Annotated in this window: 17 protein-coding genes; all 17 read left to right on the forward strand. The window is 28.2% G+C overall.

The genetic code is table 11. The features are described 5' to 3' along the window. Nucleotides 1–2707 precede the first annotated feature (2707 nt). The 17 genes from WG951_RS06080 to WG951_RS06160 all read left to right on the forward strand — a co-directional run bounded on the left by WG951_RS06080 (nt 2708) and on the right by WG951_RS06160 (nt 22583). Nucleotides 2708–3205, forward strand: a complete 498-nt coding sequence (locus tag WG951_RS06080; protein ID WP_340915810.1) for a hypothetical protein — start codon at nt 2708–2710, stop codon at nt 3203–3205. A 45-nt stretch (nt 3206–3250) separates the two neighbouring features. Continuing rightward, nucleotides 3251–3526 carry a hypothetical protein gene (locus tag WG951_RS06085; RefSeq protein WP_105049287.1) on the forward strand — a complete coding sequence of 92 codons (276 nt, stop codon included), beginning with the start codon at nt 3251–3253 and terminating at the stop codon, nt 3524–3526. Nucleotides 3527–4429: 903 nt separating this feature from the next. Continuing rightward, a complete protein-coding gene (locus WG951_RS06090) occupies nt 4430–4927 on the forward strand; it encodes a hypothetical protein (RefSeq protein ID WP_105049288.1) in 498 nt (165 codons plus the stop codon). Between the two features lie 782 nt (nt 4928–5709). Next, nucleotides 5710–7194, forward strand: a complete 1485-nt coding sequence (locus tag WG951_RS06095) for a S41 family peptidase (protein WP_105049289.1) — start codon at nt 5710–5712, stop codon at nt 7192–7194. A gap of 142 nt (nt 7195–7336) precedes the next feature. Then, nucleotides 7337–8050 (forward strand): hypothetical protein, encoded by a 714-nt coding sequence (locus WG951_RS06100; protein WP_340915805.1) that lies wholly within the window; start codon nt 7337–7339, stop codon nt 8048–8050. A gap of 159 nt (nt 8051–8209) precedes the next feature. Then, nucleotides 8210–9064 (forward strand): hypothetical protein, encoded by an 855-nt coding sequence (locus WG951_RS06105; protein ID WP_105049290.1) that lies wholly within the window; start codon nt 8210–8212, stop codon nt 9062–9064. 1352 nt (nt 9065–10416) lie between these two features. After that, nucleotides 10417–10929 (forward strand): hypothetical protein, encoded by a 513-nt coding sequence (locus WG951_RS06110; protein WP_146105275.1) that lies wholly within the window; start codon nt 10417–10419, stop codon nt 10927–10929. A gap of 1423 nt (nt 10930–12352) precedes the next feature. Next, a complete protein-coding gene (locus tag WG951_RS06115; protein ID WP_245893518.1) occupies nt 12353–13285 on the forward strand; it encodes a toll/interleukin-1 receptor domain-containing protein in 933 nt (310 codons plus the stop codon). Nucleotides 13286–13462: 177 nt separating this feature from the next. After that, entirely contained in the window at nt 13463–13774 is a 312-nt protein-coding gene (locus tag WG951_RS06120) for a hypothetical protein (RefSeq protein ID WP_105049293.1), read from the forward strand. A gap of 6 nt (nt 13775–13780) precedes the next feature. Next, nucleotides 13781–14353, forward strand: coding sequence for a hypothetical protein (locus tag WG951_RS06125; RefSeq protein WP_105049294.1), 573 nt, complete (start codon nt 13781–13783; stop codon nt 14351–14353). A gap of 157 nt (nt 14354–14510) precedes the next feature. Next, nucleotides 14511–16367, forward strand: coding sequence for a hypothetical protein (locus WG951_RS06130; RefSeq protein ID WP_105049295.1), 1857 nt, complete (start codon nt 14511–14513; stop codon nt 16365–16367). Nucleotides 16368–17191: 824 nt separating this feature from the next. After that, a complete protein-coding gene (locus WG951_RS06135; RefSeq protein WP_105049296.1) occupies nt 17192–18058 on the forward strand; it encodes a retropepsin-like domain-containing protein in 867 nt (288 codons plus the stop codon). 172 nt (nt 18059–18230) lie between these two features. Further along, a complete protein-coding gene (locus WG951_RS06140) occupies nt 18231–18728 on the forward strand; it encodes a hypothetical protein (RefSeq protein WP_146105277.1) in 498 nt (165 codons plus the stop codon). Between the two features lie 802 nt (nt 18729–19530). Next, complete coding sequence (locus WG951_RS06145; protein ID WP_340915816.1) at nt 19531–20082, forward strand: hypothetical protein; 552 nt, start codon at nt 19531–19533, stop codon at nt 20080–20082. A gap of 155 nt (nt 20083–20237) precedes the next feature. Beyond that, on the forward strand, nt 20238–20585 hold the full coding sequence (locus tag WG951_RS06150) for a hypothetical protein (RefSeq protein ID WP_340915818.1): 348 nt from the start codon (nt 20238–20240) through the stop codon (nt 20583–20585). After that, nucleotides 20579–21019 (forward strand): hypothetical protein, encoded by a 441-nt coding sequence (locus tag WG951_RS06155; protein ID WP_340915820.1) that lies wholly within the window; start codon nt 20579–20581, stop codon nt 21017–21019. The genes WG951_RS06150 and WG951_RS06155 overlap by 7 nt, the downstream gene beginning before the upstream one ends. A 730-nt stretch (nt 21020–21749) precedes the next feature. Next, nucleotides 21750–22583 (forward strand): hypothetical protein, encoded by an 834-nt coding sequence (locus WG951_RS06160; RefSeq protein ID WP_105049298.1) that lies wholly within the window; start codon nt 21750–21752, stop codon nt 22581–22583. Nucleotides 22584–22700 lie beyond the last annotated feature (117 nt).

Raw genomic sequence — 22700 nt, forward strand, 5'->3', positions numbered from 1 at the left:
ATTTTGGCTTTTTTTTAGTTTGTAAATCTGAAATCTGAAAAAAGTTAAACACTCTCTCGCGAATTAAAATTTTGAAAAATCGGAGAGTTTTCTAAATTTTACAAAAAAGGAATTTACTCAAACGCTGAAACCAAGATTGCGGAGAAATCACTCAAATGTAAATTTCTAAACTTTGCGGAATTCAGCAAAATGCGGAACAAAAACTGTGCGGAATTTTCTCTAAAACAAAATTTATTAAGGCTGAGAATTTTCTGAAAATTAAATTAAGTGAAAATTATTGTCGGAATTAAGCACGTGGGAAAACACTCAAACGCTGAAAACCAAAGTTGCGGAATTTTTACTCAGAATTTAATTTATCAAGTTTACGGAATTGGAAATGCATGAAAAATGAAATTACTACTTGTAAATTAAAAATAACGTGAATATTAAACGAAATATGGAAATGGAAATAAAATAACGCATTTGGCAACACCTTGTATAAAAAATTGCTAAATTTGGCTTAATCAAGGTTTGTTGCATTTCTGTCAACTCCTATTTTCCTGCGGAAAATAGCCGTCGACTTAAAACGCAACTTTCCATACAAAACAACGTTGCCAAAAATTGTCCAGAACCACTCAAACCGTTGGAAAAAAACAATAAAACTCTTGAATTTTAAAATGTTAGACACTCTCTCGCGAGTCAAAAATTTAGTTTTTTATAAAAATTAAAAAGGTTGAAAATATATAGATTCTTAAAACAAAGTTTGTGGAATTTTTACTCAAACTCAAAATTTTAAAAGGCGGAGAAATCTCGTTTTTCAAGAATAAAAGAAACCACTCAAATGTTGAATTTCCAATTATTTCGGAGTGAAAATCTTTGCGGAATTATCACCCAAACGCAAAATTTGAAAATTAGGAAAGATCTCGTAAGTCAAAACATGAAAAACACTCAAATGTTGAATTCCAAATATTGCGGAATTAAAAATATTGGCGGAATTATCTCTCGAACGCTAAATCTCGAAAATAATAACCAAAATAGGAAAAACAAAAAACAACTTTAGGCAACACCGTGTAAAAAAAATTGCTTAATTTTAGCTTAATAAAAATTAGTCGCATTTATATAAACTTCTATTTTCCTTCGGAAAATAGCCGTTCATTTTAATCGCAACTTTTCATAACACAACAACGTTGCAAGTAATTGGCGGAAACCACTCAGAAACTTGAAATTTGCGGTTCAAAACTCTTGAATTTAAAAATGGAAAAAGCTAGACACTCTCTCGTTCGGCAAAATTTGTAAAATTGGAGAGTTTTAGAAATTTAATCAAAATCGATTTACTCAATCCCTGAAAATCCAAAATTGCGGAATTTAGCAAAACACGAAAAATCTAGAGCACGAAATTCACTCAAACCTTGAATTAAAAACTTGGCGGAATTACCACTCAAACGTTGAATTTTGAAAAATTGAAAAAGTGCTACAAACTGAAAAAAAACCAACTACTTGCAACACCGTTTATAAAAAATTGCTAAATTGTGCCTTATCAAAACTAGTCGCGTTTTTGTAAACCCCTATTTTCCTGCGGAAAATAGCCGTTCACTTTTAAACGCAACTTTCCCATAAACAACAACGTTGCCAAAAATTGTCCAGAACCACTCAAACTGTTCGAAAAAAAACAATAAAACTCTTGAATTTTAAAATGTTAGACACTCTCTCGCGAGTCAAAAATTTAGTTTTTTATAAACATTAAAAAGGTTGAAAATATAGAGATTCTTAAAACAAAGTTTGTGGAATTTTTACTCAAACTTAAAATTTAAAAAAGGCGGAGAAATCTCGTTTTTTAAGAATAAAAGAAACCACTCAAATGTTGAATTTCCAATTATTGCGGAATGAAAATCTTTGCGGAATTTTCACTCAAACTCAAAATTTGAACATTAGGAAAGATCTCGTAAGTCAAAACATGAAAAAACACTCAATTGTTGAATTCCAAATATTGCGGAATTAAAAATATTGGCGGAATTATCTCTTGAACGCTAAATCTCGAAAATAATAACCAAAATCAGAAAAACAAAAAACAACTTTAGGCAACACCGTGTAAAAAAAATTGCTTAATTTTAGCTTAATAAAAATTAGTCGCATTTATATAAACTTCTATTTTCCTTCGGAAAATAGCCGTTCATTTTAATCGCAACTTTTCATAACACAACAACGTTGGCAAAAACTCGGGAAAGGCGCCGAAATAAAGTCTGTTTTATAAATTTACTTCTTGCTTTTCCTCTCTTTTCAAAACCCAATTTCGGAAAATGTAGAAATTTAAAATTTATGGAACAGTCTCTCGCTCGTGAAATTTTGTAAAAATTGGAGAGTTTGAAAAATTTAATAAAATGGAATTTACTCAAACACTGAAAATCCAAAATTGCGGAATTTTCACTCAAGCCTTGAATTTAGCAAGTTTGCGGAATTTAGCAAAATACGGAAAAACAAAATGGTGGAATTCTTACTCAAACTCTGAATTTAGCAAGTTTACGGAATTCTCACTCAGGGATTGAATTTTGAAAAAAAAGAAAATTATGAAAAAGTTGAACGAAATAAAAAAATCACGCATTTGCCAACAACTTGTATAAAAAATTGCTACTTTTAGCTTAAACAAAGGCTGTTGCATTTTTGTAAACTTCTGAATTTCCGTTGGAAATTCCTCGTTCACAAAAATCGCAACTTTCCATACAAAAATACGTTGCATAAAATACAAGTAAGGAGAGAAAGGAAAGGAATGAAGATAAAACATAAAGAAACAAAAATCGAAAGGAATCCTACGTTTGGAGAATGGGTAAGAGAATACGTTAGAAAAGAATTGTATAAAGATTGGGAAATATTAAATCTGAATAATGTAGTAAAAGTTAAGACACTTCACAAAGACGGAAAAACATCTGAAACTTTAATGAGTAAGAGAGATGCTGAAAGACATAAAAATCAATTTTCAACAAGCACTTCTATTTTGAAAGAAAAAGTTACAATGGAATTTTATAAAGAGTATTTGGAAACTAAAATACTTAAAAATCAAAATAAATCATCCCAAAACCATTTTTTAAAAAGAATACGATATGCAATATTTGAGAAAATAAGACCAAAAGCAATACTAAAACCAATTTGGAAATCTATTGTAGTAATCATTTTAAGTGGGTTAGGAACTTTATTAGGGTATATACTAGTTGAGTTTTATAAAACATTTTAAACCAACTTATAATGAACATTAAATAATTTTTTAAAATAAATAACTATGAAAACAATTGAAGTAATTAAACAAAAGTGTGAAATTAAGAAAAATGAAGTAATTACAGAATTATCTTCTAAAATTGACTTTAGCCAAGGAATAGATAAAGCAATAAATTCCTTGGCAGATATTGATTCCCAAATAAACACGAAACTAAAACCATTAGGTGAAGATATAAAATTAATAATAGAATCATCTAATGAGGATAAGGATGTTTTAGAAAAACAAGCTTCTGTAATTATGGAAAATACTCTATCAGAAATTTTCGGAAAGTTCTTTTAACTTTTTAAGTTCGTTGGAAATAACTACAACACTATCTTTAATTTTAGACAATCTTTCTTCTGTCTTTTTAATTATAGTGTTGAATTTTTTTCCGTCGTAATTTGAATCATCGGTCATTTGAAAAAGTACTTTATGCAACACCGTGTATAATTAATAAGGGCTGATGTCTTGTTAAAATTTATTTTTTTCTATCTACAAAGTGCCAAATGAACAGTAACTTATAACTACCCCTTACTTACCATACACGTAACACGTTGCCAAAAATTGTCCAGAACCACTCAAACCGTTGGAAAAAAAACAACAAAACTCTTGAATTTTAAAATGTTAGACACTCTCTCGCGAGTCAAAAATTTAGTTTTTATAAAAATTAAAAAGGTTGAAAATGTATAGATTCTTAAAACAAAGTTTGTGGAATTTTCACTCAAACTCAAAATTTTAAAAGGCGGAGAAATCTCGTTTTTCAAGAATAAAAAAAACCACTCAAATGTTGAATTTCCAATTATTGCGGAGTGAAAATCTTTGCGGAATTTTCACTCAAACGCAAAATTTGAAAATTAGGAAAGATCTCGTAAGTCAAAACATGAAAAACACTCAAATGTTGAATTCCAAATATTGCGGAATTGAAAATGTTGGCGGAATTATCTCTTGAACACTAAATCTCGAAAATAATAACCAAAATCGGAAAAACTAAAAACAACTTTAGGCAACACCGTGTAAAAAAAATTGCTTAATTTTAGCTTAATAAAAATTAGTCGCATTTCTATAAACTCCTATTTTCCTTCGGAAAATAGCCGTTCATTTTAATCGCAACTTTTCATAACACAACAACGTTGGGCTTAATTTGAGTGAAAATTAAAAAATTAATCCAAGTGATTTAAAAACAGAGTTAATATTCTATATTAAATGGAGAAAATTAGAAATTATAGCGAAGATGAATATGGATTATTCATTATGTCTGAATTAACAAAAATAGAAGACATTGAATTAACTATTTTGAAAGGACATATTTTTACTGAATTTACATTAAATTGTTACTTGGAAAGTATATCAACCAATAACGATTCAAATTTTTTTAAAGAAAATTTCTCTTATAGTGCGAAAACAAAATTGCTACGCCTTTTCGGAGAATTGAATACTAATAAAGGAGAATTGATAATTAAAAGTCTAAATGTTCTTAATAAATTGAGAAATACAATAGCACATTCTTTAGATGTTAATGAACAATTAATAGTTGAATTTTTAGCTATTTTAAGAAAAATAAGCCCTAATAAAGGAAATTTCAATAACACAGACTCTCCTATTCTATACAGATTAGAAGGAGGAATTGCTTTTATTTGCGGAATTATTTTTTCAAGATACTGCATAAATCGGAATAAAAAAACTAAGCCCAACACCGTGTAGTAAAAATTGCTATATTTAGCTAAACTAAAACCTGTTGCTTTTTTGCAAACTTCTGAATTTCCGTTGGAAATTCCTCGTTCACAAAATCGCAACTTTCAATACACAACAACGTTGCCAAAAACTGGTGAATCGAGCCGAATACAAGTCGTTTAGTAAAATATAATTTTGGCTTTTTTTTAGTTTGTAAATCTGAAAAAAGTTAAACACTCTCTCGCGAATTAAAATTTTGAAAAATCGGAGAGTTTTCTAAATTTTACAAAAAAGGAATTTACTCAAACGCTGAAACCAAGATTGCGGAGAAATCACTCAAATATGAATTTCTAAACTTTGCGGAATTCAGCAAAATGCGGAACAAAAACTGTGCGGAATTTTCTCTAAAAAAAGTTTAGTAAGGCTGAGAATTTTCTGAAAATTAAATTAAGTGAAAATTATTGTCGGAATTAAGCACGTGAGAAAACACTCAAACGCTGAAAACCAAAGTTGAGGAATTTTTACTCAGAATTTAATTTATCAAGTTTACGGAATTGGAAATGCATGAAAAATGGAATTTAATGAAATTACTACTTGTAAATTAAAAATAACGTGAATATTAAACGAAATATGGAAATGGAAATAAAATAACGCATTTGGCAACACCTTGTATAAAAAATTGCTAAATTTGGCTTAATCAAGGTTTGTTGCATTTCTGTCACCTCCTATTTTCCTACGGAAAATAGCCGTCGACTTAAAACGCAACTTTCCATACAAAACAACGTTGTAGCCAATTAAAAAAAATCACGTTAATGAATAGAATATCAGTACTTTTAATTATCATGACTTTATCTTTTAAAATTTCTCTTGGTCAGAATTTTGGAGATTTTCCAAAAATAGAAAAACAAAAACTACTTAATGATTTAGAAATTCTTTATCAAGGTTTAGATAAGTTTCATTCTGGAATGTATTGGTATACGCCAAAAGATAGCGTAGATATTGCTTTTAAAAATGTGAAGTCAAAAATAAGTGAAGATATGAACGTTCTTCAATTTCATAAACTTATTGCGCCTTTAGTTGCCCTTTCAAGAGAAGACCATACAGACATATATTTACCAAAAAAAATAATTGAAAAGAGAAATTTAGAATCTACTTTTATTCCTCTAACTTTTGTTTTTTTAGGAACAAAATTATATTGCGTTAAAAATGGTTCAAACTATCAAGAATTAATAATTGAAGGAAAGGAAATTGAATCTATAAATGGAGAAAAACCTATAGATATTGTTGAGAAAATTGGAAATTTATTTGCATCTGACGGATATATAAAACCCGTTAAATATAGCGACTTAGAAGGTTTTAATTTCTCTAAATATTATTTTTATTATTACGGCAACATAACAGATGTAACTATTAAATTTCAAGAATTTGAAAACCCAATAATTATTAAGCCTTTAAAAATTGAAAATATCAATAAAAATTTACGCTCGAGAAATACAAATAAAAAAGGCGATAAAAATAAGGAGTTATTAGAATTCAAAATACTCAACAAAACAACGGCATACTTAGGACTTCACTCGTTTTCTAACTCTGATATAAAAAAGGAAACAAAAGAAAAAAGTTTGAGTAAATTTTTAGAAAACAGTTTCAAATCAATTTTAGTTAATAAAATTACAAATCTAATAATTGACGTAAGTGAAAATGGAGGTGGGACTGAAGGAAATGAAGGAATTGTTTATTCATATCTTGGAGACAATTATCAAAAATACAAGAAAGTAAGAGCAAAAACTCAAAAAGCAGTTCTTGATAATGGAATTGACAAACCAATAACATTAAAAACATTTGGCTTTTTAGAAAGAACATTTGTAAACAAAAAAATGACAGATGGTTCTTTAGAAAGGAAGCAATGGATTGGATACGGTTTAATGGCTTACAAAAAAGAACCAAAAAATAAATTTTCAGGAAAAACATATGTTATTATTAGTCCAATAACTTATTCTGGTGGAAGTGAGTTTAGTAATATGGTTTATTCAAATGACAAAGGAACTTTTGTTGGTCAAGAAACTGGAGGCGGATATTTGGGAAATACAAGTGGCTATAGTAAAGAACTTATTTTACCAAATTCGAAAATTGAAATAGACATACCAGCATTGCAATTTGTTATGAATGTTGAGCAAAAACTACCGTTTGGAAGCGGAGTAGTTCCTGACCATAAAGTTATACAGACTTTTGATCAGTACATAAATAATGTAAACGCACCTTTAGAATATATTTTAGAAAAAATTAAGAATGAAAAATAACTGGCTACAACACCGTATAAACTTTATTGCTGGTTTTAGCTCACTTGGGAAATTCCTCCGGAATTTCGCCGTTCGTGCTTTATTTAGTAAATTAACTGCTTGAAACACGCAACAAAGCTTATACAACAACGTTGCCAAACATATGAGAACGAAACTTATTAAAGTATTTATATTACTGGTAATTACAGTTACTATTTTTCTAATCTATTCAAATAGAAAAATAAATGGAATATGGATTGGAACGTATATAAGTTACGACAATAGTAAGTATAATTCAATTAATGAATCTCTAATAAATTTTAATACTTTTAACTTCAAATACATTAATCCTTATCTAAAAAAGGACAGTATAATAAAAAGAAATTACATTACTCTTGGTAATCTCATATTTTCAAAACCAATTAACGAATTTGAAACAATTCAAACTAAAATTGTTAATTTTAAAAATGACAGTTTAATATTGAAAAGTGTTTTAGAGACTAAAGCATATAGAAAAATTCCTGACTCTTTAAAATCTAATTCAAATCAAACTCTTGAATTAAAAAACAAATTTTTTAAAATAGAAAATCAAAGAAATATTGACACAATATATTTTAGTGAAAAATATTTATTTTTTAAAGGGAAAAAGAAAAAACGTGAAAAATGGGAATCCACAGGTTACTGGAAATTAATATATTTTGAAAATTATTATGTAATATTTAGTAATTTCTCACCAATTGTTGTGAATAAATCAAACGAATATTTAAATTTTAATCAATTAACAAAAGATAGAAATAATGTTCTCAAAGTAATTGAAATTGAAGGAAAGATAAATGATATTGAAATAATAAAAAAGAATATTGAAATGAATCAATAATACGTTTGGCAACACCGTGTATAAAAAATTGCTATATTTAGCATAGACTAAAACTTGTTGCTCTTTTGCTAACTTCTGAATTTCCGCTGGAAATTCCTCGTTCACAAAATCGCAACTTTCCATAACACAACAACGTTGTAGCCAATATAAGAAACGCCTATGGGAACTTGGGGAACAGGAATTTCTTCAAATGATATTTACGAAGATATTAACTATGAATTCTTTGAATTATATAATCAAGGGATGGAAGTCTCTGCGATTACCGAAAAGTTAATTAAGGAAAATAAGGAACTGATTGATTCTCATGAAGACCAAAATAATTTTTGGATAACTATCGCAAAATCTCAATGGGAATGTAAATCACTTGACCCAAAAGTTCTTAATCGAATTAAAGATATTGTCGAATCTGGAAAGGATATTGAATTGTGGAAAGAACTTGACTCTTCAACATCTGATTTGACTAAAAGGAAAAAAGTTTTAGTTAGTTTTTTAGAGAAAATATCGACCGAAAAAAAGACATCTCGAAAACGAAAGGTAAAAAAATCACGAAATGCAATTTTTGAAAAAGGCGATTGTTTGGCTTTTAAATTAAATGATGGAGATTATTGTGGAGTTTTTGTTTTAGAATCAGAAAAGGAAACGGAATTCGGACTGAATTTAATTGTTGTAACTGACATTAAACAATCAGAAAAACCAACTGAAAAAGATTTCGAAAACGCAAAACTATTATTTAGACTTGAACAACAAATAAACAAAGAGTATAAACCAAAAGAACAAATTAGTTGGTATTATGCTCAACATTTCAAAAAATCGGAAACGGAATTTGAAAAAATTGGACAATTAAAAGTTAATAAAGATTATTTTTCAAATAAAGATTATCAGAGTTTTTCGAATTGGGACAATCTGAAATTATTTCAAGACGAATTCTATTCTGACTTTGAAAATAATAAGTGTAAAAACAAAGTTAAATTGAGTAGCTTAAGGAAAAAATACTGGCTACAACAACGTATATAATCCATTGCTAGTACTAGCCTACTTACGAAAATCCTCACGGATTTTCTATTCGGTTTTTATTTGCTAAATTACGTGCTAAACCACGCAACGTATCATATACAAAACCGTTGCCAAAAATTATCCAGAAACACTCAAACCGTTGGAAAAAAAACAATAAAACTCTTGAATTTTAAAATGTTAGACACTCTCTCGCGAGTCAAAGATTTAGTTTTTTATAAAAATTAAAAAGGTTGAAAATATATAGATTATTAAAACAAAATTTGTGGAATTTTTACTCAAACTTAAAATTTAAAAAGGCGGAGAAATCTCGTTTTTTTTTTAATAAAAGAAACCACTCAAATGTTGAATTTCTAATTATTTCGGAATAAAATCTTTGCGGAATTTTCACTCAAACGCTTAATTTTAAAATACGGAAAGATCTCGAAAATCAAAACATGAAAAAATACTCAAATGTTGAATTCCAAATATTGCGGAATTGAAAATGTTGGCGGAATTGTCACTCGAACGCTAAATCTCGAAAATAATAACCAAACTAGGAAAAACAAAAAATAACTTTAGGCAACACCGTGTAAAAAAAATTGCTTAATTTTAGCTTAATAAAAATTAGTGGCTTTTCTATAAACTTCTATTTTCCTTCGGAAAATAGCCGTTCATTTTAATCGCAACTTTTCATAACACAACAACGTTGTAAAAAACTACTGAATCGCGCCAGAAACAAATAATTTATTTTAAATTAACTTTTGGCTTTTAAGTTTGAAAACCTAAATGTTGGAAAATAAATTTTCAGAAATATGAAACACTTTCTCGCGAGTGAAAATTTCTCTAAATTGGAAAGTTTGAGAAATTTAATAAAAAGGTTTTACTCAAACGCTTGAGAACCCAAATTGCGGAATTCTTACTCAACCTCTGAATTTATAAAGTTTAAGGAATTCAGCAAAACACTAAAAAAAGGTCTTGCAAAATTGGAGAATTTTAGTATTTAAAAAATAATTTACTCAAACTCTGAAAACCAAAATTGCGGAAAAAAAATAAAAATGCTGGAATTCTTACTCAAACGATAAATTTGGAAATTTAGTAAAACACCAAAAATCAGAATTGCTGAATTAATTCTTAAAAATAAATCTAAAAAAATAAAAGTTGAATTAGTAGAAGCTAAAAAAACCAAAACTATGGAAAAATTAAACACGCATTTTACAACAACTTGTATAAAAAATTGCTACTTTTAGCTAAAACAAAAGCTGTTGCATTTTTGTAAACTTCTGAATTTCCGTTGGAAATTCCTCGTTGACAAAAATCGCAACTTTCCATACAAAAACACGTTGGCAACTATTACTCACTCAAAATCTGAAAAATTGAAAATCGGAATTAAAAAATATTTTTCAATACTATTTTACAAAACCAAAATAGAAAATTGGAATAAAATAGGAAAAATCAAAAGTTTTCTAATTTTACTATTTAGTATTTTACCTTTAATTCTCTTTAAAGTTAGAGAAGATTTAGATTCTCTAAATAACTTTGAAATATTAGGGATTAGTATTATGATTTTTGTCTTTGTAATTTTATTTTTAGCATTTATAACTAAACTTTGGAGTTGGTTCGGAATTGAATTTAAGAAACCAACTTGGAATGAAAATCCTCTTTCTTTAAATTCTTCAAAAAGTTTGAATTTTTTCCAATTTATGGGATTTTGGTTTATTACTTCAGGAATTATTAAAATTCTTTTTATTGGAGTTTTTCATCAAAAATTTGACAAAGAAAGTATTCTATTATTTGTTTATGGAATTAGTTTAATAATTGGAATAAAATTGAGTTTAAAAATATTGAATAAAAACGGAAATAAAAAAACAGTTGCCAACACCGTATAAAAAAAATTGCTAAATTAGTACTTAATCAAAGGCAGTTGCATTTTTGCCAACTTCTGAATTTCCTTCGGAAATTCCTCGCTGACAAAACCGCAACTTTTCTTATACAACAACGTTGCAAGTAATTGGCGGAAACCACTCAGACACTTGAAATTTGCGGTTCAAAACTCTTGAATTTAAAAACGGAAAAAAGCTAGACACTCTCTCGTTCGGCAAAATTTGTAAAATTGGAGAGTTTTAGCAATTTAATCAAAATGAATTTACTCAATCCCTGAAAATCCAAAATTGCGGAATTTAGCAAAATGCCGGAATTTTCACTCAAACCCTGAATTTAATAAGTTTGCGGAATTTAGCAAAACACGAAAAATCTAGAGCGCGAAATTCACTCAAACCTTGAATGACAAACTTGGCGGAATTACCACTCAAACGTTGAATTTTGAAAATGAAAAAGTGCTACAAACTGAAAAAAAACCAACTACTTGCAACACCGTTTATAAAAAATTGCTAAATTGTGCCTTATCAAAACTAGTCGCGTTTTTGTAAACCCCTATTTTCCTGCGGAAAATAGCCGTTCACTTTTAAACGCAACTTTCCCATAAACAACAACGTTGCAAGTAATTGGCGGAAACCACTCAGAAACTTGAAATTTGCGGTTCAAAACTCTTGAATTTAAAAATGGAAAAAGCTAGACACTCTCTCGTTCGGCAAAATTTGTAAAATTGGAGAGTTTTAGAAATTTAATCAAAATCGATTTACTCAATCCCTGAAAATCCAAAATTGCGGAATTTAGCAAAACACGAAAAATCTAGAGCACGAAATTCACTCAAACCTTGAATTAAAAACTTGGCGGAATTACCACTCAAACGTTGAATTTTGAAAAATTGAAAAAGTGCTACAAACTGAAAAAAAACCAACTACTTGCAACACCGTTTATAAAAAATTGCTAAATTGTGCCTTATCAAAACTAGTCGCGTTTTTGTAAACCCCTATTTTCCTGCGGAAAATAGCCGTTCACTTTTAAACGCAACTTTCCCATAAACAACAACGTTGGGCATAATTAAAAACAACATACATATTGACTATTATTAAGGACAAAGAAGAGTTTCTTGACTGGATAAATCTAAAGGATGAGGAATACATCCGGAAAGGTTTTGAATATTGCAACTACAGGGTAGCAGACAGTATGCTCAATTTAGATAATTTGAAAATTGAGAATATTGATATAACATATAAATCTTTTGAATGTACTTTTTTTAAAAATTGTGTATTCTTCAATTGTGATATTAATCATTCAGTTTTTCATTCTTGCACTTTTGTAGATTGCCAATTCATCCAATGTAAATTTTATCAAACTAAATTCCTTTTCGTGGAGTTAACTAATTGTCAATTTATAGATTGCACAATAACTGGATTAGAATTTTCGGACTTGGATGCAAACAATTTGATTTTCATTGATTGCCCTGAAATTCTTGATTTAAGTTTACGAGGTTTTGGTAAACGTTCCATTTCATTCGTTCGCTGTTATTTGCACCATTTAGATGTCGAACCTATTAGCGTCAATGAAAATTCCCCCAAAGAGATTAATCAAGAAATAATTGATTTTGAAGAGTGTATAATTAAAGAGTCTAGTTTTGACCGAATTGATTTTACGAAAAGTACATTCAAAGAATGTGATTTATCGTTAATTCAATTTTCTTCCTGTGAATTTTCAAAAAATACTATTGATGTTTCTAATAAAACTTATGCAAATGAATTTAATATGGTTGACATTAGAACGATTTTAAATTCACCACCACTTGATAAAATTGTACTTGAAAATATTTTTGGAATAAATAGTTCAGATGTAAAAGAGTATTTAATCGATTTAACTTCAAAAATTGAATTTCAATCAATTTTTATTTCATACAGTTTTGCCGACAAACAGTTCGCTAAAAAAATAAATGAAACGCTAAATAGACGTGGAATAATGACATTTCTATGGGAATATGATTCTCCTGGAGGTAAGAGCCTCAAAAACATAATGTCATCAAACATTAAGAACAAAGACAGAGTTCTATTTATTGCCTCGGAAAATTCCATAAAAAGTAAAGCCTGTCAATTTGAATTGTCAAAAGGGAGAGAAAAACAGGAAATAACTTGGAATGATGTTCTTTTCCCAATACATATTGATAATTTTTTATTTGATTTAGAAAAGGAACAAATAAGGCCTATTGAAAATCAAGATGAATACTGGAAAAACATTGAAGAATTAAGGAAATTAAATTCTTTGGACTTTTCAGATTTTGTAAATCCAGATTCAATGGATGAACATAAATTTGAAAAACTGATTTATAGATTAATAAAAGGATTAAGAAAATAACTATGCCCAACAATGGCTATATGTAATTGCTTGTTCTCGCCTACTTCTGAAAATCCTCGCGGATTTTCAGTTTGGTGTGTACTTGCAAAGTTAAGTGCTAACCCACGCAACTACTCATAGCCGAGACCGTTACCATTTATTAAACAAAAAATCAATAACCCAAACAAAAATTGAAATATGAAAAAAAAGATTAATTTATTTGTAATTACTATTTTATTAACATCATTTCCTTTTATTACTTCTTGTAGTAATAATGACGATAATGACGAAAACGAATTGAAATATTCCGTTGAATTAGAAGAAGTATGTCGAGAAGATGGAAATGATTATTGCATAACGAAACAAGAATATGAAAGAATAAAAGAAATTCAAAATACTCCTCCATTTGAACCTTGTGAATGGATTTCTATCAAAGATATCAATGGAAACGGACATAGTGGCTATATAAGAAGTTTAGGAGCAAGTTCAAGTAACTCTAACTGTAATTAAACCTGAATGGAAAAAATCACAGAATTTCTTGCTGTATATCCTAAAATTGGCGCAACATTAATTGCTACCACTTTTGCATCAATTGGTTGGGTTTTTAGAAATTTATTTGAACTTTTCATAGAAAAAAGAAAATATAATAGAGAACTAAAAACCTATTTCTGGAAAGAAAAAATTGATGCTTCTAAAAAAGCATCTGAATTTTACTTTGAATATGCTAATTTCTTAAATTTAGCACGTATTCAATTTGAAAACTATAGGCTACAGAAAATTGAACACGGTTTATTAATCAAAAATTTCCAAAAAGAAGTGCAATTTTATGCGGATAAACTAAAGTCGTTTCCTCATTTTGAACATCATCATATAAATATTTTTTATGAATTTGACGAAAATAAATCGCTGGAAATAAATAATGAAATTAATTCTGTAAACAGAGAAATTTTAGAATTAAATCCCGAAGAAGATAATTCCGAAAAAGCAAAATATTTGTTTGGGAAAATTGAGAATAATTATGAAAAATTATTTAATCTTCAAAAAGGTCACACAACTAAAGTTCGGAAAGATTTGAAAGAGTTCATATAAAAAACAAATGGTAACACCGTATATAATTTATTGCTGGCTTCCCGCCTACTTACGAAAATCCTCGCGGATTTTCTATTCGGTTTTTATTTGCTAACTTAGTCGCTTAACTACGCAACAAACCATATACAACAACGTTAGGCAATATTAAAAATAAACTATGAGAATAAAGGAAGACATTCCAATATTAGGAAAGGTTAATGTTAACTTCCTTGAATTAAGTGCAAAACTGTATAAGCATTTCATTGACATCAAAGAAATTGATAGACAGAAAAACACAGCTCATTTAGGACTAATTTCTCACGCCTTTAAAAACTCAAATCACAGCAGATTTGATTATTTAATTTTGCAATGTGTAATATCCGATTTAATTGAAAACTCATATAAAGGAACTTCTAATGCTCAAGGAAGTATAACTATAAATGGAACTAAGCAAAATGGAAACGATATTATTAAAACTTGGATTTTACTTTCCAATTTTGGGCATTGCAAAAATACTATTGGAGATGAAAAAACACTACTTCTTCATTGTATTCAAAATAAAACATTTAAAAGAAAATTAATCAATTCAATTAAAGACATTAGACTAAAAAAATGGTCTGAAGAAGTAATTAATAATTTTGATTATGTAAATTTTCATCATATAATAAGTTTCATTAGAATATATAAAACATTCACAAGGAGAGTTTCAAGACAAGATGAACTTATTAAGTTATACAAATTATTAATACTACCTGAAGAAGAAAATAAGGTAATTGCAAATCCTATTCAGATTTCTCAATTGAAAAACATTTATTACATATTGAGAGATATTTCTATTATCTCTTTAGATTCAAGAAATAGCTCTTTACCTTTCAATTTAGATATTCTTTCAACAGTATTATCATTAGATTCGTTTGAACAAAAATATCAAAATAGAAGAATTTCAGTCATTTTAGAACCTCTTATTTCAATTCTGTGTGATAACCTTTATTTAAATGTTAAAAGCCAAACTCACCAAAGGTCATATGAAATAAATGCATCTAAAAAAATTGATCCAAATGTTATAAAAAGTATTGATATTGCATTAAGCGATGGATTATACGACCCTACAGAATGTAATTTGGAACATTTTTTAAGGATTCAACTTAATAAAAAGAATATGGTTTTTGAGAAAATTTCAAGAGCCACTCAACAAATTTTAACTGTAAAAAATGGAATAGAAGGTGTTAATGCCTCAATAGATTTAAATCCTTTTACTGACGAGAGAGTTATTGATTTTTATATAGAAAATAATTTCAATATTAAATATTTCTCTAGTTTCATATACAATATCGGAGAAATAACAATTAGACAAATTATAGGTACAGCTTCTAATGAATTTAATAAAACTAAAAAAATCAATGAAATAATCGATAGTAATTTAAATGTACTACCAATCACGGAAGCACAAAAAAAAGATTTTAAGAAACCAATTCAAGAACATATTTCATCTAATATTAAAAAAGCTTTATTAAATAAAAACCTACCAATATTCAAAAATATACTTTGGTCAGTTCTACGTTACCACTTAGATAAAGAGTATCATTTTGATATTGAAAACCATTCTTTTGAGAAATACGATTATTTTGGAGTAAAGGTTGCTGGCCTAAACCCTCTTAAAGAAAATTTAGATAAAGCGATAATTTCTGAGAAAGATATAGATAGAAAACACGAATTAAATCAACAAAAAAAATCAGCATATCGCAAATTTGATGGTACTGTCTTGATTTGTCTTTCTAGAATAAAAATTTACAATTATTCATTAGCACCAAGTAAAAGGCCAGTGACTGATATTGATGGAGTTGTATTAAAATTTAATGATAAAGAATTAATTCTAGAATTACACGAAAGTAAGAATACAGCGAAACCCGAAAAAGATGCTATAAAAGATATAAATTCTAAACTACTAAAAACAATTGATAAAAAAATTAAGGGTATTAAAATCAAAAAAGTTCCAAGTTATGGAGCGAAAATTTATATCAGACATAAAAAATAACATTGCCTAACATTGGCTATAATTAATACGGGTTTTGGTGTTTAATCGAAAAGTTAGTGTATTTTTATAATGTCCGCCAAATCTTTTGATTTGGAATTTAAAAAGGAAAAATTAAAACAAAATAAAAAGTTTTGGCTAAGTGCTTAATCGGAAATTAATCGCTTATTTATTCCCATACTAATCATAGCCGAAGCCGTTACCAAAAATAGCTCAATCACTCAAATCCTGAATTTAAAATAGCATTTAAAAGCTAAAAAAAAAGAATTTAAAATTGCGGAACACTCTCTGAAGATTGGAGAATTCTGAAAGAATTTTGTTTACATTTTTGAGAATTTAGAAAAATAAAAAGTAAAAACTGAGCAGTGTGGAATTGAGCAAAATGCGGAGTAAAATTATCTTTAAAACGAAAATTCAGAAAGGCTGAGAATTTCTTTAAAATCAAAAAAAAAAAGTAAAAATTGTTGGCGGAATTAAGCACGTAAGAAAACACTCAAACGCTGAAAAACCAAAATTGCGGAATTGAGCAAAATGTGGAATTAAAATATTGGCGGAATTTTCACTCGAACGCTGAATTTAGAAAATAATAAGAAAAAATTGGAAAATAAAAAAACTACTTTTGGTAACACCGTGTATAAAAAATTGCTTATTTTTAGCTTAACCGAAGGCAGTTGCATTTTTACTCACTTCAATTTTCCTGCGGAAAATAACCGTTCATAAAAATCGCAACTTTCCATAACACAACAACGTTGTAAGCAATACACAAAAACTCAGATAATCTTAAACATTTTTTTTGAATCTAGAATAATAGGCAAGCCAAAAGAATTATGAAAAAGTTAAAAATACTATTATTAAGTCTATTAATCCTAAATATATCTTGTTCCTCTATAACCAATAAACAAAACAAAGGAAATGTCGTTCCCGAAAATTTTGAATATAAAACGAAATTTACGACACTCAAATCAGTTATGATTTTACCATTTGAAATAAATGGAGTTACCAAAAACTTTATTTTTGATACAGGTGCTGACTATTCCATTATTCAAAGAGACTCGATGATTGGCAAAACTAACAATTATGGGGGAGCCTCTAAACGTAAAATGAGATTAGGGAGTGAGATTATATTATCGATGAAAATTAATAATATAGATTTCACTAATACGTTCGCTCTAAATGGTGACATGAAAGGTCTTAAAGAACAAATCCCCAATTTTGGAGGGATAATTGGACAGTCTATTATAAAAAAAGCAAATTGGCTTATTGATTACCCTAACAGAACGATAAAATTATCTAACAAAAATATAGTGGACACAAATTATGAGACCATTAAAAGAACAATAGAAAAAGGTTCACCATATACATACATTACAATCAATGAAACTGATTATAAAGTAATGGTAGATTTTGGTTCATCAGCTGATTTTAATATTCCTAAGGAATCTAAACTAGCTAAAGAATTATTAATACAACATAATTTTTCTAACAATGAAAGAGAAAGATATACTCTTGGCGGTCTTCAAAAACTAAAGGAAAAAGTTGGAATATTGCCTATAATCAAATTAGGAAATATAAAGTTTGAAAATATCAAAACAACTATAAATTCAGCAAAGGAAGCAAAAATCGGAATTGGATTTTTCAAAGACTCTAAAATCTATATAGACAACATAAATGACAACTATAAAATTAAGAAATAGAGCTAATAATACTGCTTACAACACAGTATATAAAAAATTGCTGGTGTTGTGCTTAAACAAAGGTCGTTGCTTGTTTTGTTACGTCTGATTTTCCTTCGGAAAATCCTCGCATACAAAACCGCAACTTTCCATATACTAACACGTTAGCACCAATAAGATAAAAATAATGAACTTGAACAAATTATTACCGATAATCTATGTTATTATTTGGATTTCAATAATTTTTCTTACACCGAAAGAAGTCTTTTATTCTGGAGAAGGAATAATGAGATGGATTATATATGGAGGAATATTTTTATTATTACCGTATTTACTATTTAAATCATTGGAATTAACTTCTTTTTCCAAAAAGACACGAAAAGGAATTGCTTATCTGTCAATTTTTCTTGGAATTCCATTTGGTCTGTGGCTGAATGTTTATAGTGAAAACGAACTGAAAGAAAACGGAAAAATAACATACGGAATAATTGAAAAAGCGTGGTTAATTATTAGAAAAAGCAGAACGGATGTTTGGTCTGTTAAGGCAAAATATATTGTAGGAGATAAAACATTTCATACGTCTACAAAAGAAAATCCTGAAAAAACATTATTTATAGGAGACACAATAAGAATCAAATACTCGGAAAAAACACCACAAATAAGTGAAATTATCGAATTGAAAAATAAATAACTGGTGCTAACACCGTATATAATTTATTGCTAGTTCTAGCCTACTTACGAAAATCCTCGCGGATTTTCTATTCGGTTTTTATTTGCTAAATTAGGTGCTTAAACCACGCAACAAAACATATACAACAACGTTGCCAAAAATTGTCCAGAACCACTCAAACCGTTGGAAAAAAAACAATAAAACTCTTGAATTTTAAAATGTTAGACACTCTCTCGCGAGTCAAAAATTTAGTTTTTTATAAAAATTAAAAAGGTTGAAAATATAGAGATTCTTAAAACAAAGTTTGTGGAATTTTTACTCAAACTTAAAATTTAAAAAGGCGGAGAAATCTCGTTTTTTAAGAATAAAAGAAACCACTCAAATGTTGAATTTCCAATTATTGCAGAGTGAAAATCTTTGAGGAATTATCACTCAAACGCAAAATTTGAAAATTAGGAAAGATCTCGTAAGTCAAAACATGAAAAACCACTCAAATGTTGAATTCCAAATATTTCGGAATTGAAAATGTTGGCGGAATTGTCACTCGAACGCTAAATCTCGAAAATAATAACCAAAATCAGAAAAACAAAAAACAACTTTAGGCAACACCGTGTAAAAAAAATTGCTTAATTTTAGCTTAATAAAAATTAGTGGCTTTTCTATAAACTTCTATTTTCCTTCGGAAAATAGCCGTTCATTTTAATCGCAACTTTTCATAACACAACAACGTTGTACGTAAGCTAGAATTACCAACAAAAATTTAGTTAAAATTTAAGTTTTCAGATATTTAAAAATGAAAAACAAGCGGAATTTAAAGCTGAAAATGAAAAAATCTGAAACAAAAATATTTGTCGGAATTGGAGTTCTAATTTTATTAATTGATATTTTATTAATGAAATATTGGGTTAGTATAATTGAACCTTATTCATTTATGTCAGTTGGAATTGAATCTTATAGACCTCGAATATTTATTGTGAACATTCTGGTTGGAATTATTACATTCTTAATTAAAAAAAGATTTTCTATTTTATTTTTTGTAAACACAATTATCTGTTATTTAATCTTCTCTTTTTTCTGGAATTCTTGGATTGAAAATCATCCTTATTCTCAAACGAACTATCATTTTAAAATTGAAAACAGAAATTTACGTTTAGATATTTCTGAAAACCCAAATACTTATGGAATTTATGAACTGAATCCAAATCCGAATGATTCTTTGAAAATCATAAAAATGGGTATGAATCTAAAAAAAGGAGATAGTATTATATTAAAATGGTGGAAACAAGGCGAAAATTTTGAAATGTATTTTTACAAAAACAAATTAATTGGATTTCCTGAAAACCCGAAAGGAATTGAAATGAAGAAACAGGAATAAAAAGCCTACGTACAACACCGTATAAACTTTATTGCTGGTTTTAGCTCACTTGGGAAATTCCTCCGGAATTTCGCCGTTCGTGTTTTATTTATTAAATTCACTGCTTAAACAACGCAACAAAGCTTATACAACAACGTTGTGGTTAATTTAAGAAAATGACGATAGAACAATTAAAATTGAACATAAAATGGTGGGAATCCAAAAGATGGATTTATAATGTCGCTGTTGGACTTTTCGGAATTTTTGGAATTTACGATGGACTTTCAAGAGGAGAATACTCTTGGACAATAGACGACACAATTGGAATTATTATTTGGGGAATTGGAGCAAATATTTTTTATTCATTAGGAATTTTATTGGAATTATTTGACTGGTATTACCTGAAAAACAGAGTCGGAATTAAAAGGTTCCGAATGGTATTTTTCATAATCGGAATTTTATTCAGTTGCTTATGGACTTTATGGTGTAGTTGGCTTTATTTTGCAAAACCACATTTATGGTAAAACAAATCAAGAAGTCTAAAATGAACGAAATCTATTTATCTAAAATAAATGAAGAACAAAATCGAGAGGTCATTGTCGAAGGAGATGACCATTCTGTTTGGGCTTATGTCTTGAAACATTCGGAGGAAAGTATCGGAATTGAATTTGACGGATTTATATGTTCTCGCGGAACTCTTGTTGAGTCAAGTAAAGAAATAAAAGACTATATCAATAACGCTATTTCTGCACCATTAATGAAAAGGTATTCGAATGAATTCTCTATCCAACGAGAAATTAAAAATAAGGACATAGAAATTGATTGGAACGGAAACGAAATAAGTATAAAACTAAACGGAATTGATTTTCTGATTATGGATTTAAAAAACCGAAAATCTTACTCAAAATCAACATCTGAAAATGGTCCTTATGGAATTCCAATAACTGAAAAAAACTAACCACAACACCGTGTATAATTCATTGCTAGTTATAGCCTACTTACGAAAGTCCTCGCGGACTTTCTATCTGTGTTTTATTTATTAACTTTAGTGCTTGAAACACGCAACTAATCATACACAACAACGTTGCCAAAAATTGTCCAGAACCACTCAAACCGTTGGAAAAAAAACAATAAAACTCTTGAATTTTAAAATGTTAGACACTCTCTCGCGAGTCAAAAATTTAGTTTTTTATAAAAATTAAAAAGGTTGAAAATATAGAGATTCTTAAAACAAAGTTTGTGGAATTTTTACTCAAACTTAAAATTTAAAAAGGCGGAGAAATCTCGTTTTTTAAGAATAAAAGAAACCACTCAAATGTTGAATTTCCAATTATTGCAGAGTGAAAATCTTTGAGGAATTATCACTCAAACGCAAAATTTGAAAATTAGGAAAGATCTCGTAAGTCAAAACATGAAAAACCACTCAAATGTTGAATTCCAAATATTTCGGAATTGAAAATGTTGGCGGAATTGTCACTCGAACGCTAAATCTCGAAAATAATAACCAAAATCAGAAAAACAAAAAACAACTTTAGGCAACACCGTGTAAAAAAAATTGCTTAATTTTAGCTTAATAAAAATTAGTGGCTTTTCTATAAACTTCTATTTTCCTTCGGAAAATAGCCGTTCATTTTAATCGCAACTTTTCATAACACAACAACGTTACCACACATAAAAAATTTGTACCTATGATAAAACAAAATCCTTTTTCAATTTATGATTTTTTAGGATATTTTATACCAGGAGCTCTTCTAATTTATTTATATACTTTCATAGAATATCTTGGGAGTATAAATGACAAACTTGATTTATCTAGTTTTCTAAAATTAAACTCGGAACTTCAAATTGAAAAAGTCCTTTTCTTTGTAATATTAAGTTATTCCTTAGGTCATTTATTAAATTTCACATCATCAATTACAATTGAAAAATATGCGAATTGGAAATATGATTATCCTTCAAAATACCTTTTAGGTTTTAATAAAAAAGGAGTAATTAAAACTCTGAATATTAGGAGATTTATTTTAGCCGTTATATTATTTCCTGTTACAGTTTTAGATTTAATACTTGGAGATTTATTTAAGTTTAAAAATTTCTATACTAGAAAATTAGATGATTTTCTAATTGAGACAATTTCAAAAAAAGGACTTATTTTAATTAATAGATTACTTGAAAATATTGAGCTTGATAATAAAATTAAAGGTTTGAAAAATTATGACTTCTTCAGAATATTTTCACATTATACATTTGAGCATTCTAAAAACCATCAATTTAGATTAGTAAATTATGTTGTTCTTTATGGTTTTTTGAGAACTATGACTTTGATATCAATAATTATATTTTGGTATTTTGTATACATAATGACTAACCAGATAAATGGTTTTGTGAATTATTTACAATTAATTATAATTGGACTAATTTCCTATGTGTTTTTTATGGCATTTATGAAATTTTATCGCAGATATACATTGGAAGGATTAATGCTAATTGCAATTGACAAGGAATTAATAGAAATTGAAGAATAAAAAAACGTGTGGTAACACAGTGTATAAAAAATTGCTACTTTTAGCTTAAATTAAAGTTTGTTGCTTTTTTATAAACTTCTGAATTTCCTTCGGAAATTCCTCGTTCACAAAAACGCA

It is taken from the genome of Polaribacter butkevichii (assembly GCF_038024105.1).
Classification (GTDB): Bacteria; Bacteroidota; Bacteroidia; order Flavobacteriales; family Flavobacteriaceae; genus Polaribacter; species Polaribacter butkevichii.

Coding starts and splice junctions, on each gene's coding strand:
- WG951_RS06105 (WP_105049290.1), top strand. CDS start 8,210: ATGGGAACTTGGGGAACAGGAATTTCTTCAAATGATATTTACGAAGAT.
- WG951_RS06130 (WP_105049295.1), top strand. CDS start 14,511: ATGAGAATAAAGGAAGACATTCCAATATTAGGAAAGGTTAATGTTAAC.
- WG951_RS06160 (WP_105049298.1), top strand. CDS start 21,750: ATGATAAAACAAAATCCTTTTTCAATTTATGATTTTTTAGGATATTTT.
- WG951_RS06090 (WP_105049288.1), top strand. CDS start 4,430: ATGGAGAAAATTAGAAATTATAGCGAAGATGAATATGGATTATTCATT.
- WG951_RS06095 (WP_105049289.1), top strand. CDS start 5,710: ATGAATAGAATATCAGTACTTTTAATTATCATGACTTTATCTTTTAAA.
- WG951_RS06145 (WP_340915816.1), top strand. CDS start 19,531: ATGAAAAAATCTGAAACAAAAATATTTGTCGGAATTGGAGTTCTAATT.
- WG951_RS06120 (WP_105049293.1), top strand. CDS start 13,463: ATGAAAAAAAAGATTAATTTATTTGTAATTACTATTTTATTAACATCA.
- WG951_RS06100 (WP_340915805.1), top strand. CDS start 7,337: ATGAGAACGAAACTTATTAAAGTATTTATATTACTGGTAATTACAGTT.
- WG951_RS06155 (WP_340915820.1), top strand. CDS start 20,579: ATGGTAAAACAAATCAAGAAGTCTAAAATGAACGAAATCTATTTATCT.
- WG951_RS06085 (WP_105049287.1), top strand. CDS start 3,251: ATGAAAACAATTGAAGTAATTAAACAAAAGTGTGAAATTAAGAAAAAT.
- WG951_RS06135 (WP_105049296.1), top strand. CDS start 17,192: ATGAAAAAGTTAAAAATACTATTATTAAGTCTATTAATCCTAAATATA.
- WG951_RS06125 (WP_105049294.1), top strand. CDS start 13,781: ATGGAAAAAATCACAGAATTTCTTGCTGTATATCCTAAAATTGGCGCA.
- WG951_RS06150 (WP_340915818.1), top strand. CDS start 20,238: ATGACGATAGAACAATTAAAATTGAACATAAAATGGTGGGAATCCAAA.